Consider the following 18,130-nt stretch of genomic DNA (forward strand, 5'->3'; position numbering starts at 1 on the left):
GCTGGTGGTGGTGACGCGCGTCAGCGCCGGAACCCCAGCGCTTCGCGCATCGCTGGGGTTCGCGCGCTGGCGCGGCTCACCGCCAGCCTACCGGCCGCGAGCCGCATCGGAGGCTCAATACCGCCTGCGCCCCCGCACCATCGCGAAGATGAACAACAGCAGCACCGCACCGATCACCGAGGCGATCCAGCCGGCCGGATCGTTCGGTCCGTACAGGCCCATGGCCTGGCCGATGAAGCGCGCGACGAACGCGCCGGCGATGCCGAGGAGCGTGGTCATGATGATGCCCATGCGGTCATTGCCGGGCTTCACCGCGCGGGCGATCAGGCCCACGATGAAGCCGACGATGATGGTGCCGATGATCGACATGTGGATCTCCAGACGAGTTTGCTTGTGGGGAGCATGCTAGGGAGCGCACCGGGGCGGCTCTGTAGGCCAGCAGGAGTTCCTGCGTAGGCAGGGGCAGGTCCAGCGCAACCGTACGCCACCCCGGCCGCTCACAGCAGCCGCTTCAGGTAGTGCCCCGTGTGGCTTTGCGCATGCGCCGCCACATCTTCCGGCGTGCCGGCCACCACCACCGTCCCGCCCCCATCGCCGCCCTCCGGCCCCATGTCGATGATCCAGTCGGCCGTCTTGATCACGTCCAGGTTGTGCTCGATCACCACGATGGTGTTGCCGGCGTCGCGCAGCTGGTGCAGCACCTTCAGCAGCAGCGCGATGTCGGCGAAGTGCAGGCCGGTGGTCGGCTCGTCCAGGATGTACAGCGTGCGCCCGGTGTCGCGCTTGGACAGTTCCAGCGCCAGCTTCACGCGCTGCGCCTCGCCGCCCGAGAGCGTGGTCGCTGCCTGCCCCAGCTTGACGTACGAGAGTCCCACGTCCAGCAGCGTGTGCAGCTTGCGCGCGATCGCCGGCACCGGCTTGAGGAAGGCATATGCATCCTCCACGGTCAAGTCGAGGATCTGCGCGATGTTGCGGCCCTTCCATTGCACCTCCAGCGTCTCGCGGTTGTAGCGCTGGCCGCGGCACACGTCGCAGGGCACGTACACGTCCGGCAGGAAGTGCATCTCCACCTTGACCACGCCGTCGCCCTGGCAGGCCTCGCAGCGGCCGCCCGGCACGTTGAAGGAAAAGCGCCCCGGGCCGTAGCCGCGTTCCCTGGCCAGGGTCGTGTCGGCCATCAGCTCGCGGATCGGCGTGAACAGGCCGGTGTAGGTGGCGGGGTTGCTGCGCGGCGTGCGGCCTATCGGCGACTGGTCGACGTTGATCACCTTGTCGAAGTGCTCGATGCCTTCGATCGCCTCGTGCGGCGCCGGCTCCTCGTGGGCGCGATAGAGCTCGCGCGCGACGGCGGCATAGAGCGTGTCGTTCACGAGGGTGGACTTGCCCGAGCCGGAGACGCCCGTCACGCACGTGAGCAGGCCGACCGGGATCTCCACCGTCACGTCCTTCAGGTTGTTGCCGCTCGCCGTGACGATGCGGATCACCTGCGGGTCCGGCTGCTCGCCCAGGCGGTTGCGCTTCGCCGGCACCGGGATCTTCAGTGTGCCCGAGAGATAGCGGCCGGTCAGAGAGGCCTCGTTGGCCATCACCTCCGGCGGCGTGCCCTGCGCCACCACCTGGCCGCCGTGGATGCCCGCGCCCGGGCCCATGTCGACGACGTAGTCGGCGGCGCGGATCATGTCCTCGTCGTGCTCCACCACCAGCACGCTGTTGCCCAGGTCGCGCAGGTGCTGCAGCGTGCCGATCAGGCGGTCGTTGTCACGCTGGTGCAGGCCGATCGAAGGCTCGTCCAGCACGTACATCACGCCGGTGAGGCCGGAGCCGATCTGCGAGGCCAGGCGGATGCGCTGCGCCTCGCCGCCGGACAGCGTCTCGGCGCTGCGATCGAGCGACAGGTAGGTCAGGCCGACGTCGTTGAGGAAGCGCAGGCGCGCGCCGATCTCGCGGATCACCTTGTCGGCGATCTCCGCCTTGGCGCCGCGCAGCTTCAGGTCGTGGAACCAGGCATGGCTGTCGCGCAGCGTCATGTGGCCGATCTCGTAGATCGCGCGCGCCTGCTCGCCTTCGCCCAGCTTCACGTGGCGTGCCTCGGTGCGCAGGCGCGTGCCGTCGCAGGTGGGGCAGGGCTGCAGGCTGCGGTAGCGGGCGAGCTCCTCGCGCACCGCCGGCGAATCGGTCTCGCGGTAGCGCCGCTCCATGCTGGGCAGCACGCCCTCGAAAGGGTGCTTCTTCGAGACCTTGCGGCCGCCGGAGGTCCCCGCCTCGGTGGAATACGTGAACCGGATCTCCTCCTCGCCCGAGCCGTGCAGCAAGGCCTTGCGCACGTGCGGCTCGAGCTCCTGGAACGGCGTGTCGACGCTGAACTTGTAGTGCCGCGCCAGGCTCTCGATCAGGTTGAAGTAGTGCGGGTTGCGCCGGTCCCAGCCCTTGATGGCGCCGCCGGCCAGCGACAGCTCGGGGAAGGCGACGACCCGGGTCGGGTCGAAGAACTCCATGGTGCCGATGCCGTCGCAGGCGGGGCAGGCGCCGACCGGCGAGTTGAACGAGAACAGGCGCGGCTCCAGCTCCGCGATCGAGTAGTGGCAGATCGGGCAGGCGAACTTCGCGTTGAACAGGTGCTCCCGCCCGCTGTCCATCTCCACCGCGAGCGCGCGGCCGTCGGCCAGGCGCAGCGCCGCCTCGAAACTTTCCGCCAGGCGCTGCTGCACCTCCGCCTTGACCTTCAGCCGGTCGACGACGACGTCGATGTCGTGCTTCTCGGCCTTCTTCAGTTTCGGCAGGTTGTCGAATTCGAACACTTCGCCGGCGACACGGAAGCGCACGTAGCCCTGGCCCTGCATCTCGGCGAAGAGGTCGCTGAATTCGCCCTTGCGCTCGCGCGCCACCGGCGCCAGCACCATCAGCCGGGTGTCCTCGGGCAGCGCCAGCACGGCGTCGACCATCTGCGAGACGGTCTGGGACTGCAGCGGGATTGCGTGGATCGGGCAATAGGGCGTGCCGGCGCGGGCGAACAGCAGGCGCAGGTAGTCGTGGATCTCGGTCACCGTGCCCACCGTGGAACGCGGGTTGTGGCTGGTGGCCTTCTGCTCGATCGAGATCGCGGGCGACAGGCCCTCGATGACGTCGACGTCCGGCTTGTCCATCAACTGCAGGAACTGGCGGGCATAGGCCGAGAGGCTCTCGACGTAGCGCCGCTGCCCCTCGGCATAGAGCGTGTCGAAGGCGAGCGAGGACTTGCCGGAGCCGGACAGGCCGGTGATCACCACCAGCCGGTACCGTGGCAGGTCGAGGTCGATGTTCTTCAGGTTGTGCGTGCGCGCCCCGCGGATGCTGATCCGCTGGCCCAGGGCCCCATGCAGGTACTTGCCGTCGCTGCTGTCGTTCAAACTCGCGCCCATCAAGGGAAAACCCGAAATGATAGGCCGCGGCGCTCCTGCGCGCACGGGTCGCCCGTCCAGCGCGGCCGGAGCGCCGAGCCGTAACGACCGCAGCCTTTTGTTTCCATCGGGGAAGGAACGGGTACCGCTCATCGTTCATGGCGTACCACCACTGGAGGACACGCATGACCCGTCCCTACGATCCCGCCTCGCCCATCGCCAGCCGCCACTTCCCCGCCCAGGGCGCCCTGCTGCGCCTGCTGGCCGGCACCGCGCTGGCCGCCGTGGCGGCCACGACGCTGCTCACCACCGACATGGCGCATGCCGCGCAGCCGCTGCTGAAATTCGACGGCGGCATCGGCTCCCAGCCGCTGGCGGCGGGCGCCGTACCCAATGCGGTCTTCGACGTCAACCCGGGCGGGCGCCCGTGGGTGATCGAACGGCTGACCGCCACCATCGACATCAACAGCAACATCAAGGTGGACGGCCGCGGCCTGCTGCTGGGTGGCGGCAACGCCGTCGGCCGCACCGGCGGGCAGAGCGTCCGGCCGCTGCTCCTGTGCAACGACGGGACGACCGTCACCTCCAGGCACACGACGCCCGCCAAGGCCCTGGAGGCCGACGGCGACTTCAGCTTCAACGAGCCCCTGACGCCCCAGGTGCCGCCGTCCTGCGGCAACCCCATCCTGCTGATCGTCAACACGGGCGGCGCGTGGTTCGCCGCCGGCATTCCGAAGAACTGAGCGTCCGTTGCTGGCGAGCCCGCTTCCCGAAGCCTTGGCGCCGGGAAGTCCCTGATCGGGGAGAATCCTGCCTTGAGCCGGACGGTGCGTCCGCCAGCAGATCTCCCCCTCCGTGAATTCCATCCCTGTTCCCGCCGGCGCCAGCCGCATGACGCCGGCCGAGCGCCGCGCCAGCGCTTCGCTCGCGATGATCTTCGCAGCCCGCATGCTCGGGCTGTTCCTCGTGCTGCCGGTCTTCGCGCTGGAGGCCGCCCGCTACCCGGGCGGCAGCGATCCGGCGCTGGTGGGCCTGGCCATGGGCATCTACGGCCTCACGCAGGGCGTGCTGCAGATCCCCTACGGGCTCGCCTCCGACCGCTTCGGCCGCAAGCGCGTGATCGTGCTGGGCCTGCTGGTGTTCGCGGTCGGCAGCTTCATCGCCGCGGCGGCGCCCAGCCTGCACTGGCTGCTGATCGGGCGCGCCGTGCAGGGCGCCGGGGCCGTGTCGGCGGCGGTGACGGCGCTGCTGGCGGACCAGACGCGCGACATCGTGCGCACCAAGGCCATGGCCATGGTCGGCGCCAGCATCGGCCTGGTGTTCGCCGTCTCGCTGGTGGCCGCGCCGCTGCTGGCGGCGCGCATCGGCCTGCATGGCCTGTTCACGGTCACCGGGGTGCTGGCGCTGAGCTGCATCGCGGTGGTGCTGTGGTGGACGCCCGCCGAGCCCGTGCAGCACGCCAACGTGCCGCGCGGCCGCCTGGCCGACGTGCTGAAGCACCCGCCGCTGGTGCGGCTGGATATCGGCGTGTTCGTGCTGCATGCCGTCCAGGTGGCGATGTGGGTGGCGGTGCCGGCGATGCTGGTGCAGTCCGGGCTGGCGAAGGACCGCCACTGGCAGGTCTACCTGCCGGCCGTGCTCGCCTCGTTCGTGGTCATGGGCGGCATGTTCACCCTGGAGCGGCGCGGCTACCTGCGCGGGGTGTTCCTCGCGGCCATCGGCCTCGTCATGCTGGTGCAGCTCGGGCTGCTCGCCACGGCGGCCACGCCGAGCCTGCCGGCGCTGGCCATGCTGCTGTTCCTGTTCTTCTGCGGCTTCAACATCCTGGAGGCGACGCAGCCGAGCCTGGCCTCCCGCCTGGCGCCGCCGCAGTCGCGCGGCGCCGCGCTCGGTGTGTACAACACACTGCAATCGCTGGGATTTTTTGCCGGCGGGGCCGTCGGCGGCTGGCTGTCCAAGAACGTTGGACCGGCAGGGCTGTTCGGCGCCGGGGCGGGCCTGATGCTGGTGTGGCTGGTCGCCGCCTGGCCGATGCAGGCGCCGCAGCCCCGCAAGACGGCGGAAGAAGTGCTCGCCGAGGAGGCCGAGGCCGGCTGAGGGCTTCGGTGCAGGCCCGATAATCGACCCCTTAGAGGAGTTTCCATGGCATCCGTGAACAAGGTCATCATCGTCGGCAACCTGGGGCGCGACCCCGAGACGCGCACGTTCCCGAGTGGCGGCCGCGTGTGCAACGTCACGGTCGCCACCACCGACCGCTGGAAGGACAAGCAGAGCGGCGAGATGCGCGAGGCGACCGAGTGGCACCGCGTCGTCTTCAACGACCGGCTGGCCGAGATCGCGGGCGAGTACCTGCGCAAGGGCTCGCAGGTGTACATCGAAGGCAGCATCCGTACCCGCAAGTACACCGACAAGGACGGCGTCGAGAAGTACGCCACCGAAATCCGCGCCGACCAGATGCAGATGCTGGGCAAGCGCGAAGGCATGGGCTCGCCCTCGGGCGACGACGACGGCGGCTACGACAGCGCGCCGCGCCGTTCCGCGCCCCCCAGCCGCGCGCCTGCGGGCGGAGGCGGTGGCGGCGGCCAGCGTCCGGCCGCCAAGCCCGCCAGCGGCTTCGACGACATGGACGACGACATCCCGTTCTGATTCGCGGCGCGCAGCCGCGCGCTCCCCGTGGCGGCTTGCGTTGCGCCTCCCCGCTGGCGGCCGGCGTTCGGCACCAAAGTGCCGACCTTTCGGCCCGTTCCGGCGATGCCCGGTCCAGGCCTTGCCGCTACTTTCGAGTCCAGGGCTGCTGTCACCGACAGCGGCGGGACAACGTCCCCTTTCCGGTCACTCCGCGCACCGCGCAGCCGCCGCACCCGAGGTGCCTTGGTGGCCTGACGCCCGCGGCGCGGGAGTCATCCTGAGCGCATTTACATCGCGTTACTCAGGATGCAATTGACAACTACCTCGTTATCAACGGGGCAGTGGGTACTGCTCACCCGCCATCGGTGCCTTCGGCGCTGCTGAGCTGCCTTTTGCGCGCCAAATCCTAGGTATTGCTGCACAAGTTTCCGGTGGACACACTGGTTTACAGCTCATGACAGACCTCTGTCGCCGAGCTGTCCACCAGCCCTGACCTTTCCCCGGAGGAGCCAGCATGTCTTTCCGCCTCAACCTCGACGACCTCACCCGCATCCTCGGCCACATCCGGATTGCCGAGCGGCACGTCGAATCGGGCTACACCCAGCTCACCGACGAGGTGGGCACCCCCCTCGGCAACCTCGTGCCCTTCGGGCTGCGCACCGTGAGCGGCCAGTACAACAACTTGGTGCACACCACCTACGGCGCGGCCGACGAGCTCATGCCGCGGCTGCTGACGCCCGAGTTCCAGGAAGCGGAGGCCAACCCGCGCACCGGCCAGCCGACCTCGTACGCCCAGACCGCCGGCAGCGTCTACGACTCGCAGCCGCGCACGATCAGCAACCTCATCTCCGACCAGTCCACCGGCAACCCGGCGGTGTTCGTCGCCGCCTTTGCGGCGATCGGCTCCACCGACCCCTGGGGCGATTCGGCGAAGTACGCGGCGGCGCGACAGGCCACTGAGCAGGCTGCCGCCGACCTGCAGCAACTGCTCGATGCCATCGCCGCCGGCACCGACCCGGCCCCGGACCCCGCCGCAGTGGCGCTGGCCCAGGCGCGCGCCGACGATGCCGCGGCTGCGTTCGAAGCGCTGCCGGCGCAGCTCGGCCTGCAGTTCGACGTGCACGACAAGTCGATCTTCGTGCCCAACGTGATGCCGGACCTGGGCGACACGGCGCCCTTCAACGGCTTCCTCACGCTCTTCGGGCAGTTCTTCGACCACGGCCTGGACCTGGTCGGCAAGGGCGGCAGCGGCACGGTCTACATGCCTCTGCAGCCGGACGATCCGCTCTACGTGGAAGGCAGCCCGACCAACTTCATGGTCCTGACGCGCGCCACCAACCAGCCCGGGCCGGACGGCGTGCTCGGCACGGCAGACGACATCCGCGAGCACCGCAACGAGACCACGCCCTACGTGGACCTCAACCAGGTCTACGGGTCGCACGAATCGCACCAGGTGTTCCTGCGCGAATACGTGCGGGTGGAGGTCGACGGCGTGCCGAAGACCGTGGCCACCGGCCGGATGCTGGAGGGCGGGAACGGCGGCCCGCCGACCTGGGCGGACGTCAAGCAGCAGGCGCGCGAGATGCTGGGCATCGAGCTCGCCGACATGGACGTGCTGCGCGTGCCGCTGGTGGCATCCGACCTGTACGGCAACTTCGAACCGGGCGCGAACGGCTATGCGCAGCTGGTCACGGCCACCGGATTGATCGAAGGCGATCCGGCCGCGCCCGTCGAGGCTTCGCTCGCCCTCGGCGCCGGCCGCGCCTTCCTGGCCGATATCGCGCACAACGCGGTGCCGGGGCTGGTGGACGACGACCGCAATCCCCTCACGCCCGAAGTGGCCAAGCTGGCCGATGAAGACGACGTGGCCGGCAACGGCATCCCGCTGAACGCCTTCGGCCAGGCGACCACGTACGACAACGAGCTGCTCGATCGCCACTACATCGTCGGTGACGGGCGCGGCAACGAGAACATCGGCCTGACCTCGGTGCACGCCGTGTTCCACGGCGAGCACAACAACCGCATCGACCAGATCCAGGCCGAGATCCTGGCCAGCGGCGACATCGCCTTCATCAACCAGTGGCTGCTCGCGCCCATCGAAGGCGCAACGCTGCCGGCCGACACCAGCACCCTGGCGTGGAACGGGGAGCGGCTGTTCCAGGCGGCGCGCTTCAGCACCGAGATGGTGTACCAGCACCTGGTGTTCGAGGAGTTCGCCCGGCTGGTCTCGCCGGACGTCGATCCCTTCCTGTTCTCCAACACGGTGGAGATCGACGCGGCCATCGTCGCCGAATTCGCCCACGTGGTGTACCGCTTCGGCCACTCCATGCTGCGCGAGACGGTGGACCGACTGGACGCCGACGGCCAGACCTCCAGCGACATCGGCCTGATCGACGCCTTCCTCAACCCGCTCGCCTTCGCCGCCAGCGGCGCCACGGCGGAGGAAGCGGCCGGCGCCATCCTGCGCGGGATGACCCGCCAGGTGGGCAACGAGATCGACGAGTTCCTCACCGAGGCGCTGCGCAACAACCTCGTGGGCCTGCCCCTGGACCTCGGCGCGGTGAACATCGCGCGCGGCCGCGACACCGGCGTGCCCTCGCTGAACGTGGCGCGCCGCCAGTTCTTCGAGCAGACGCAGGACAGCACGCTCAAGCCCTACGACAGCTGGTACGACTTCGCCCTGGCCATCAAGAACCCGGCGTCCATCATCAACTTCATCGCGGCCTACGGCACGCACGAAAGCATCACGGACGCCACCACCGTCGAAGACAAGCGCGCGGCCGCGAGCCTGCTGGTGATGGGCGGTGCCGGCGCGCCGGCCGACCGCACGGACTTCCTCAACGCCACCGGCGAGTGGGCCGGCGGCGCCCTGGGCGGCCTGGAGAACGTCGACCTGTGGATCGGCGGGCTGGCCGAGAAGAAGATGCCCTTCGGCGGCCTGCTGGGCACGACCTTCAACTTCGTCTTCGAAGTGCAGATGGAGAACCTGCAGGAAGGCGACCGCTTCTACTACCTGAGCCGGGCGCAGGGCATGAACCTGCTCAACCAGCTGGAAGCGGATTCCTTCGCCGAGCTGGTGATGCGCAACACCGACCTCGGAAACGCCGGCGCCACGCACCTGCCGGGCGCCGCCTTCCTCACGGCCGCCTACATCCTGGAGCTCGATCGCACGCGCCAGAACGTCGACGACCCGAACCATTCCGATCCGATCCTGGCCAGCTTCCGGCCGATGGTGGAGCGGCGCGATACCGACGGCGATGGCATCGACGACTACCTGCGCTACTCCGGCGTCGACCACGTGGTGCTCGGTGGCACCGAGGGCAACGACACCCTGATCGGCGGCGAGGGCGACGACACGCTCTGGGGCGACGGCGGCGACGACCGGCTCGAAGGCGGCTTCGGCGTGGACCACCTGTTCGGCGGCGACGGCAACGACATCATCACGGACTCGGGCACCGACTCCGGCGCGGCCGACGTGATCCACGGGGACGGCGGCGACGACGTGATCAACGGCGGCAACGGCCTCGACCTGATCTTCGGCGGCACCGGCCAGGACTTCATCTACGGCGGCGTCGACGGCAAGACCATCAACGGCGGCGAAGGCAACGACTTCGTGCGCGGGCCGGACGGCCTGAGCTTCATCCTCGGCAACGAAGGCGACGACTGGCTCGAAGGCGGCGACAGCTTCGACACCCTGGCCGGCGACAACTCCGAGCTGTTCTTCAACAGCCCCATCATCGGCCACGACGTGCTCAACGGCCGCGGCAACGACAACGACTACGACGCCGAGTCGGGCGACGACATCATGTTCCAGGGCCTGGGAATCCAGCGCAGCAACGGCATGGCCGGCTTCGACTGGGCGATCCACAAGGGCGAGGCGCAGGGCGCCAACTCGGACCTGGGCATCCCGCTCTTCGTCAACCAGCAGGAGTTCATCCTGCGAGACCGCTTCGACCTGGTGGAGGGCCTGTCCGGCTGGGTGCACGACGACATCCTCACCGGCCGCGACTTCGTCACGGGCGCCATCGGCGGCAGCGGGGGCGCCGCCATTTCCGATCCGACCATGCCCTTCACGTCCTACTCCAACGCCTTGCTGGAGGAGGGCGTCGCGCGCATCGACGGCCTGGCGCCGCTGGTGGCGCACCTCGGTCGCGTCACGCTCCATGTGGCCGGCAAGCAGCACACGGCCGTCGTGTTCGACCCGGAAGCGATCGGCTACGACGAGGCGGGCAACGCCGTCTCCCTGGAGGACACGCCGGCGGACATCCTGCTGGGCGGCGCAGGCAGCGACCGCTTCATGGGCAAGGCCGGCAACGACGTGATCGACGGCGACCGCTGGCTGAACGTGCGCATCCGCATCGCAGACGGCGCCGGCGGCGAGCTTGGCTGGAGCGACGACCTGGGGGGCAAGGTCTATTCCCCGACGGGGCAGGTGCTGTTCGGCGGCCGCACGCTCGACCAGCTGATGTTCGACCGCACCTTGGATCCGGGGCGCCTGAGCATCGTGCGTGAGATCCTCGACGGGGATCCCACCGACGCCGCCATCGACGAGGCGGTGTACCGCGGCAACCGCGAGGAGTACACGATCACCGCCAACCTGGACGGCTCGTTCACGGTGGCCCACGTGGATCCGTCGGACGAGGCGATCGACGACGGCATCGATCGCCTGTTCAACATCGAGCGGCTGGTCTTCGCCGACCAGACGATGATGATCGGCCAGCGCGACATCCAGGGAACCGCCGGCAACGACGTGCTGGTCGGCGACGACCGCTACGAGCGCATCTACGGCCTGGGCGGCGATGACCAGTTGTTCGGCATGGGCGCGAGCGACGTGCTCGTTGGCGGCCTCGGAAACGACGTGATCTCCGGCGGCGACGGCGACGACACCCTGGACGGCGGCGCCGGCAACGACACCCTGGTCGGCGGCGACGGCGATGACATCCTGGACGGAGGGCTGGGCAACGACACCATCGACGGTGGTGCCGGCAACGACACGATCCTGGCCGGGGTCGGGCACGGCATCGACAGCGTCGACGGCGGCGACGGGGACGACACCCTGGTGCTGACGGGCAACGCCGCCAACGAGATGCTGCGCGTCGTCGTGGCGGGGGGCAGCATCGCTTCCGTCGGGGGTGGAACGGTGCAGGGCGTGGAGGCCATCTCGGCCGACACGGGGGCCGGTGTCGACACCCTCAGCTACGTCGGAAGCACCGATGCCGTCGTCGTTGACCTGGGCGCCGGGACGGCGTCGGGCTTCGCGTCCGTCGCCGGCATCGAGAACGTGATCGGCACGAGCGGCGACGACCTGCTGATCGGGGCGGCCGGCGTCGACAACGTTCTCACCGGAGGTGGCGGCAACGACGTCTTCGTCGTCCACGACACCACGGACGTCGTCAGCGATTCCGGCGTCGGCACCGACGAAGTGCGCTCCTTCACCAACCGCTATGCCATCAACAACGTCAACGTCGAGAACCTCACCTTCATCGGTGCGGGCGACTTCACGGGGACGGGCAATGCCGCCGCCAACGTGGTCGTCGGCGGCGCGGGCAACGACATCCTGGATGGCGGCGCCGGCAACGACACCTTGACCGGCGGCGCCGGCGACGACGTCCTGATCGGGGGCGCAGGCAACGACACGCTGCTGGGCGGCGACGGCGACGACATCCTGGATGGCGGCCTGGGAAATGACGACATCGCTGCCGGTGCGGGCAACGACACCATCCTCCGCTCCATCGGCCACGGGGCGGACAGTGTCGACGGTGGCGACGGCGTGGACACGCTGGTCGTGACGGGCAATGACGCCAACGAGATGCTGCGGGTGCTGGTGTCCGGAGGCAAGCTGGCGACGATCGCGAACGGCACCGTCGTCAACGTGGAATCGGTGACGGCCGACACGCGAGGCGGCATCGACACCCTGAGCTACGCCGGGACCACGGAGGCCGTCTCCGTGGACCTGGGGGCAGGAACCGCTTCGGGTTTCGCCGCGATCGCAGGCGTCGAGAACGTGACGGGCGGCAGCGGCAGCGACGTCCTGATCGGCGATGCCGGCGACAACACGCTCTCCGGCGGTGCCGGCAACGACACCCTCGCCGGCGGCGCCGGCAACGACCTCCTCGACGGCGGTGCCGGCACCGACATCTTCGTGTTCGAGGCGGGCTTCGGCACCGACCGCATCGTCGGCTTCGATGCCAACGCCGTCGGCGGCCAGGACCTGCTGGACCTGCGCGCACTGGGCATCACCGAAGCCGACTTCGATGCGCAGGTGTCCATCTCGGTCCTCGACCTCGACGGCGCCGGCGCGCTGGACACGCTGGTGTCCGTGGGGGGCGGCGTGATCGAGCTGCTGGGCGTGGACGGCACCGGCGTCAACGCGATCACGCAGGCCGATTTCCTCCTGGCCTGAGTCACGACGGCATCACCACCAAGAAAAGGGAGCGGAGACATGCAGGAGCAGGCAAGCCAGAGGGAGCCGGTGGGCAGGGTGGTGGCGCCGCCGCCGGCCAGGACCCTGCGCGCGGTGACGGATGCGCGGGAGGTCGAGGCCGTGCTGCTGGCGCGCATCCACCAGGTCGGCGCGCGCAAGCAGGAACTGGCGAGCACCCTGGCCAGCCTGTACGACATCGCGCGCCAGCTCGCGCACTCGTACCGCGTGCAGCTCGAGACCATCGAGCGGCTGCGGGCGCGGGTGCGCGCGCTGGAGGCGGCGGCGCCTGAGCCGCCGTCCGACGACGAAGCGCTTCGGGTTCCGAACCGGAGCGCAAGATCGTGAAGCCCCTGTGGACCCTCCTGCGCCCGCTGCTGGCGGCCATCGCGGCGTTCTCCTTCGCGATCAACCTGCTGTTCCTGGTGCCGGCCTTCTTCTCGCTGCAGGTCTTCGACCGGGTGATCTCCACCAACAGCGGCGAGACGCTGCTGGTGTTGCTGCTCGGAACCGGCGTGGCGCTGCTGATCCTGCTGCTGCTCGATTACGTGCGCACGCGGCTGCAGGGCGTGCTGGGCGCCCTGCTGGACGAGCAGCTCTCCCCGCCGGTGGTGCACGCGGTGGTCGAGCGTGCGGCCCGTTCACCGGCGGGCGCGAGCCGGATCGACGGCATCCGCGACGTCGCGGCGCTGCGCGGCATGTTCTCCGCCGGCGCGCTGATCGCCCTGTTCGACGCGCCCTGGGTGATGGTCTACGTGGCGGTGATCTGGCTGTTCCACCCGTGGCTGGGCCTGGGCGCGCTCGCCTCCACGCTGGTGATGGTGGTGCTCGCCTGGCTGAACGACCGGCTCAGCCGGCGGCCGCTGGAGAACCTGCAGAAGGAGGGCCGGCGCGCCACGCAGTACGTGGAGAACTCGCTGCGCAACGCCGAGATCCTGCAGGCACTCGGCATGACCGGACGGCTGCTCGCGCGCTGGCGTGCGCTGCAGGACCAGATCGCCGCCACGCAGCGCAGCGTGGGGCGCAGCACCGTGGCCTTCACTGCACTGAGCCGCTCGGCGCGCCAGGCGATCCAGATCCTGATGCTGGCCCTGGGCGCCTGGCTGGCGCTGACGCAGCAGGCCTCCCCCGGCATCATGATCGCCACCAGCATTCTCCTGGGCAAGGCCTTGCAGCCGGTCGAACAGCTGGTGGGCAACTGGCGGCTGCTGGTGGAGGCCCGCGCGGCCTATGGCCGGCTGGCGGCGCTGTCGCAGGAGTTCGCCCGCGACGAGCCCCGGCTTGCGCTGCCGACGCCGGAGGGCCGGCTGGTGGCCGACGGCGTGTCGTTCCGCCCGCCCGGCGTCGAGGCCGCCTCGCTGTCGGCGATCTCGTTCCAGCTGGCCCCGGGCGAGGCGCTGGCGATCGTGGGCCCGAGCGCCGCGGGCAAGTCCACCCTGGCGCGGCTTCTCACCGGCGTGTGGTCGCCCAGCGCCGGTCGCGTGCGCCTCGACGGGGCCGACCTGACCCAGTGGCCGCGCGAGGCGCTGGGGCCGCACATCGGCTATGTGCCGCAGGACGTGGAACTGTTCGAGGGCACGGTGGCCGAGAACATCGCGCGGCTCGGCCCGGTCGACGCCGACCTGGTGGTCCAGGCCGCGCAGCGCGCCAACGCGCACGAGATGATCCTCGGCCTGGCACAGGGCTACGACACGCCGCTGGGCGAGCACGGCATGCGCCTGTCGCCCGGCCAGCGCCAGCGCGTCGCCCTGGCGCGCGCCCTCTACGGCAGCCCGCGGCTGGTGGTGCTCGACGAACCCAACTCCAACCTCGATGGCGCCGGCGAGGCCGCCCTCGCGCAGGCGATGGGCGGCTTGCGCGCGGCCGGCGTGAGCACGGTGGTGGTGACCCACCGGCCTTCGCTGATCGCCCACGTCGACAAGATCATGGTGCTCGCTGCCGGCCGCATCCAGCAGTTCGGCCCGGCCGCGGAGGTGCGGATGGACATGCAGCGGCAGGCCCAGGCGATGGTGGACCGCAAGGCCGCCTGAGTGCAGGTGCAAGTCGCAGGAGGAGACACGGAATGCAAGAGACGACGGGCATCGCGGCGCGGGCACTGCCGGCCGCTGGGGGCGAGGGCAGCCAGCAGCACGCCCGCGGGCTGGTCCGCGCGGGCTTCTGGATCCTTGGCGGTGCGCTGCTGCCGATCGCGCTGTGGATGGGGCTCGCGCCCCTCTCCATCGCGGTGGTGGCCCCCGCGGTGGTGAAGGTCGACCTCGACCGGCGGCCGGTGCAGCATCTCGAAGGGGGCACGGTCCGCGAGGTGCTGGTGCGCGACGGCCAGCAGGTGCGCGCCGGCGAACCGGTCCTGGTGCTCGGGGACGTGCGCGTGGAAGCGGACCGCAACCGGCTGGACTACCGGGTGCTGGCGGAGCGCGCCGCGCTGGTGCGGCTGGAGGCCGAGCACGCCCTCGCACCCGTGCTGCGCTTCCCGGCCGACCTGCTGGCGCAGGCGCGCCAGGATGCCCGCATCGAACAGGCGCTGCAGAAGGAAGGCGGCCACTTCCGGGCGCAGCGGCATGCGCTGGACAGCGGCTCGGCCCTGCTGCGCGCGCAGCGCGAGCGCGTCGAGCAGGAGATCCTGGCGGTGCGCGCGCAGATCGAGCAGGCGCAGCGCTCGATGCAGCTGCAACGCAGCGACCTGGAGGCCAACCGCCGGCTGGTCGGCGAGGGCTTCATCAGCGCCAGCCGCATCGCGCAGCTGGAAGCGGTGGTGATCGACTACGCGGCCCGGCTCGAAGAACGGCGCAGCGAACTCGCCCGCGCCCAGCAGCGCCTGGTGGAGCTGGACCTCAAGATCGGGTCCCTGCGCAACGACTACGTCAAGGCGGCCAGCGACCAGCTCAAGGAAGCGACGCAGCGCCTGAGCGAACTGGAGCAGGAGCAGCGCAAGTCGGACGACGCGGCCCGCCGGCAGGTGGTGGTGGCACCCGCCACCGGCCAGGTCATCGACCTCAAGGTCAACTCGCCCGGCGCGGTGGTGCGCCCCGGCGAGCCGATCGCGGACATCGTGCCGAGCGAGACGCAACTCACGGTGGAGGCGCGGGTGCGCCCCGAGGACATCGCCAACGTGCACGAGGGCCAGTCCGCGCGCCTGAAGTTCACCGCCCTGCGCTACCGCAACAGCATGATGGTGGAGGGCAAGGTGACCTACGTCTCGGCCGACCGGCTGGTGGACCGGCAGGATGGGCAGCCCTATTACGCCGTGGCCATCGTCGCCGACGCGGATGCATTGGCGAACCTGGGCGGGGATTTCAGGCTGCAGGCCGGCATGTCGGCGGAGGTGTACCTGGATGGCGGCGAGAAGACGCCGCTGGAATTCCTCGCCGAACCCGTCGTGAACACCTTGCGCCGCTCGGCGCGCATGTTGTGATGCAGTCGAATGGTTGCATCCATGTCGGATATGCGAACGTTGGCGTTCGTGCCATTCGTCCATCGGGCAGTGGAAGGCCGTGATGACGACAAATCTCGATATGTATCCAGACGCTTTCCCCCTATGCTTGCCTTGCACGCAGTGGTCGAGGTCATAGCGGTTATGGCCCGCCGGGTAGCGAAAGGAAGTGGATGAAGAATTCCTCGCTGGACGACGTGCTCGGCCCCGAGCCGGAGCGCCTGCGCGAGTCGCGCGGCGGCCACGGCTACGAGACACGCCACCACGCCGTATCGGTCTGGCCGGATTTCCTGAATTCGGAGCCGGGCCGCCAGGTCAGGGTGATCCTGATCGACGACGACCCGCACATCCGCCGCGTCATCGCCGGCGAGCTGTGCTCGGACCTGCGCATCGATTTCGTCGGCCAGGCCCACTGCGCGCGCAGTGGCAAGCGGCTGATCTCGAGCACCGAATTCGACGTGATGATCGTCGACCTGCACCTGGGCAACGGCTCCGGTTTCGAGCTCATCGAGCACATGAAGCACGTGCGCAGCCACGCCGAGGCAATCGTCGTGTCGGTGCTCGATGACGAACAGCGCGCGATCCGCGCGTTCGAGCTGGGCGCTACCGGCTACCTGGTCAAGAGCACGTGGTTCGGCAGTTTCCCCCAGGCGGTGCTGCAGGTCTGGAGCGGCGGCGCGTCCATCGCCCCGAACCTCGCGCGACGGCTGCTGCAACGCTTCTCCACGCCGGCCCCCGCGCCGGCGGCATCCGATCGCGGTGCCGCACTGTCGGAGCGCGAGTCCCAGGTGCTGCGGGAGATCTCCAAGGGCTACACCAACCAGGACATCGGCGAGCGCATGGCGCTGAGCGTGCAGACGGTCAACACCCACGTGCGCAACATCTACCGCAAGCTCCAGGTCAGGTCGCGCGCCCAGGCGGTGGCGCAGGCCACGCAACAGCGGCTGATCTGAGCCGGGGGGCCAGTCCAGCGGACGCTACCGGATCGCAGTCATGCAGCTGGCAACGGCGCAAACCGGTGCCCTGATCGGCCTGGCCGCGGCCGCCCTTACGGTCGGCGGCCTGCTGCTGTCGGGGCCCCGGCGCGAACACAAGGCGCTCGACTTCGCCATGGCGGTCGGCCTGCTCTCGTGGATGGTGTTCCTCGTGTGGCAGGTGCGCTTCTCGCCGCAACCGCCGGGCGCCGTGGACGAGTTCATCGAGCACATGGCCTACCAGCTGTGCGTGGCAGCGGCCTGCGAGCTCGCCCTCACCGGCGCGCGGCTCGGGCGGCGGTTCACGGTCACCGCCTGGGCGCTGCAGATTGCAGGCGGCGGGGCGGTGCTGCTGGCCTGGACGGGGTCGGGGCAGGACGAGTGGTTCCGCCTGTGGGAGCGTCTCAATGCGGTGGTGCTCGGCTCCTTCCTGCTGGTCCTCGTGGTGCGCTGGCCCGTGTACCGGCGCGAGCGTGCCCTGCCGGCGGCATTGCTGTCCATGGGCCTGCTGGTGTTCTGCGTGCTGGCGGACCTGTGGCACCACCCCACCTCGCGGCTGGGGACGGCCGGGATGTTCATCTACCCGAGCGTGCTCTTCGCGCTCTGGTTCCTGGTGTCCGCCCGGCGCCGCGCGCGTGCGGCGGAAGCCGCCGTTCACGACAGCGGCCTGGACCGCCAGCGCATCGCGCAGGACGTGCACGACGGCGTCGGCTCGCATCTCGTGTCCATCCTTTCCTCGCTCGACCTGAAGAACCCCGAGCAGCGGGCGCTGGCCCTGTCGCTGGAGCAGTGCCTGCTGGACCTCAAGATCACCGTGGACTCGCTGTCGCTGGACAGCCCCTCGCTGCTGGAGAGCCTGGCCATGTTGCGCTACCGGATCCAGCCGAGCCTGCAGCGCCTGGGCATCGCGCTGCAATGGGAAGTGGAGGACCTGCCGGCGCTGGATGCGCTGCCGCCGCTCGCGCTCACCCACACGCTGCGGATCGTGCAGGAAGCGATCGCCAACGTGATGCGCCATGCCGGCGCGACCCGCCTGAGCGTGTCGTGCCGGCACCTGCCCGGAGCCGGACGCATCGAGCTGCGCGTGGTCGACGACGGGCGCGGCATGGCCACGCCGCCGGACGCTGAAGGCGCGCCGGCCGGGCGTGGCCTCACCGGCATGCGCCGGCGGGCGGAGGAGGCCGGGCTGCACTTGACGCTGCGCAGCGCGCCCGGCCAGGGCACCAGCGTGGAACTGGGGATCCCGCTGCTGGAGGTCCGCGCCGTCGCGTCCGGCGCCACGTGAGCGGCGAGGGCGCGT

11 protein-coding genes are annotated in these 18,130 nt (G+C 70.0%); 9 read left to right on the plus strand and 2 right to left on the minus strand.

The genetic code is table 11. The features are described 5' to 3' along the window. Positions 1-114: 114 nt before the first annotated feature. Positions 115-369, minus strand: coding sequence for a GlsB/YeaQ/YmgE family stress response membrane protein (locus JI746_RS18575; protein ID WP_201691744.1), 255 nt, complete (start codon positions 367-369; stop codon positions 115-117). Positions 370-497: 128 nt separating this feature from the next. Continuing rightward, positions 498-3,398 carry an excinuclease ABC subunit UvrA gene (gene uvrA, locus JI746_RS18580; RefSeq protein ID WP_201691859.1) on the minus strand — a complete coding sequence of 967 codons (2,901 nt, stop codon included), beginning with the start codon at positions 3,396-3,398 and terminating at the stop codon, positions 498-500. 164 nt (positions 3,399-3,562) lie between these two features. On the opposite strand from uvrA, the gene JI746_RS18585 reads away from it, so the two are divergent. The 9 genes from JI746_RS18585 to JI746_RS18625 all read left to right on the plus strand — a co-directional run bounded on the left by JI746_RS18585 (position 3,563) and on the right by JI746_RS18625 (position 18,115). Further along, positions 3,563-4,120 carry a hypothetical protein gene (locus JI746_RS18585; RefSeq protein WP_201691746.1) on the plus strand — a complete coding sequence of 186 codons (558 nt, stop codon included), beginning with the start codon at positions 3,563-3,565 and terminating at the stop codon, positions 4,118-4,120. 148 nt (positions 4,121-4,268) lie between these two features. Beyond that, positions 4,269-5,474, plus strand: coding sequence for an MFS transporter (locus tag JI746_RS18590; protein ID WP_201691860.1), 1,206 nt, complete (start codon positions 4,269-4,271; stop codon positions 5,472-5,474). Positions 5,475-5,519: 45 nt separating this feature from the next. Beyond that, the gene (gene ssb, locus JI746_RS18595) at positions 5,520-6,023 is read left to right on the plus strand and encodes a single-stranded DNA-binding protein (protein ID WP_201691748.1); all 504 of its coding nucleotides are present in this window, start codon (positions 5,520-5,522) and stop codon (positions 6,021-6,023) included. 496 nt (positions 6,024-6,519) lie between these two features. Continuing rightward, entirely contained in the window at positions 6,520-12,408 is a 5,889-nt protein-coding gene (locus JI746_RS28050; protein WP_201691750.1) for a peroxidase family protein, read from the plus strand. Positions 12,409-12,447: 39 nt separating this feature from the next. Further along, positions 12,448-12,774 carry a hypothetical protein gene (locus JI746_RS18605; protein ID WP_201691752.1) on the plus strand — a complete coding sequence of 109 codons (327 nt, stop codon included), beginning with the start codon at positions 12,448-12,450 and terminating at the stop codon, positions 12,772-12,774. Beyond that, the gene (locus JI746_RS18610; RefSeq protein ID WP_201691754.1) at positions 12,771-14,456 is read left to right on the plus strand and encodes a type I secretion system permease/ATPase; all 1,686 of its coding nucleotides are present in this window, start codon (positions 12,771-12,773) and stop codon (positions 14,454-14,456) included. Before JI746_RS18605 ends, JI746_RS18610 begins: the two co-directional genes overlap by 4 nt. A 32-nt stretch (positions 14,457-14,488) precedes the next feature. After that, on the plus strand, positions 14,489-15,838 hold the full coding sequence (locus JI746_RS18615) for an HlyD family type I secretion periplasmic adaptor subunit (RefSeq protein WP_201691756.1): 1,350 nt from the start codon (positions 14,489-14,491) through the stop codon (positions 15,836-15,838). A 191-nt stretch (positions 15,839-16,029) separates the two neighbouring features. Next, complete coding sequence (locus tag JI746_RS18620; protein WP_201691757.1) at positions 16,030-16,809, plus strand: LuxR C-terminal-related transcriptional regulator; 780 nt, start codon at positions 16,030-16,032, stop codon at positions 16,807-16,809. Between the two features lie 40 nt (positions 16,810-16,849). Then, on the plus strand, positions 16,850-18,115 hold the full coding sequence (locus JI746_RS18625; RefSeq protein ID WP_201691758.1) for a sensor histidine kinase: 1,266 nt from the start codon (positions 16,850-16,852) through the stop codon (positions 18,113-18,115). Positions 18,116-18,130: the final 15 nt, after the last annotated feature.

Origin of the sequence: Ramlibacter alkalitolerans (assembly GCF_016722765.1) — a bacterium.
Classification (GTDB): Bacteria; Pseudomonadota; Gammaproteobacteria; order Burkholderiales; family Burkholderiaceae_C; genus Ramlibacter; species Ramlibacter alkalitolerans.

Coding starts and splice junctions, on each gene's coding strand:
- ssb (WP_201691748.1), top strand. CDS start 5,520: ATGGCATCCGTGAACAAGGTCATCATCGTCGGCAACCTGGGGCGCGAC.
- JI746_RS18620 (WP_201691757.1), top strand. CDS start 16,030: ATGAAGAATTCCTCGCTGGACGACGTGCTCGGCCCCGAGCCGGAGCGC.
- JI746_RS18590 (WP_201691860.1), top strand. CDS start 4,269: ATGACGCCGGCCGAGCGCCGCGCCAGCGCTTCGCTCGCGATGATCTTC.
- JI746_RS18615 (WP_201691756.1), top strand. CDS start 14,489: ATGCAAGAGACGACGGGCATCGCGGCGCGGGCACTGCCGGCCGCTGGG.
- JI746_RS28050 (WP_201691750.1), top strand. CDS start 6,520: ATGTCTTTCCGCCTCAACCTCGACGACCTCACCCGCATCCTCGGCCAC.
- uvrA (WP_201691859.1), bottom strand. CDS start 3,398: ATGGGCGCGAGTTTGAACGACAGCAGCGACGGCAAGTACCTGCATGGG.
- JI746_RS18625 (WP_201691758.1), top strand. CDS start 16,850: ATGCAGCTGGCAACGGCGCAAACCGGTGCCCTGATCGGCCTGGCCGCG.
- JI746_RS18585 (WP_201691746.1), top strand. CDS start 3,563: ATGACCCGTCCCTACGATCCCGCCTCGCCCATCGCCAGCCGCCACTTC.
- JI746_RS18605 (WP_201691752.1), top strand. CDS start 12,448: ATGCAGGAGCAGGCAAGCCAGAGGGAGCCGGTGGGCAGGGTGGTGGCG.
- JI746_RS18575 (WP_201691744.1), bottom strand. CDS start 369: ATGTCGATCATCGGCACCATCATCGTCGGCTTCATCGTGGGCCTGATC.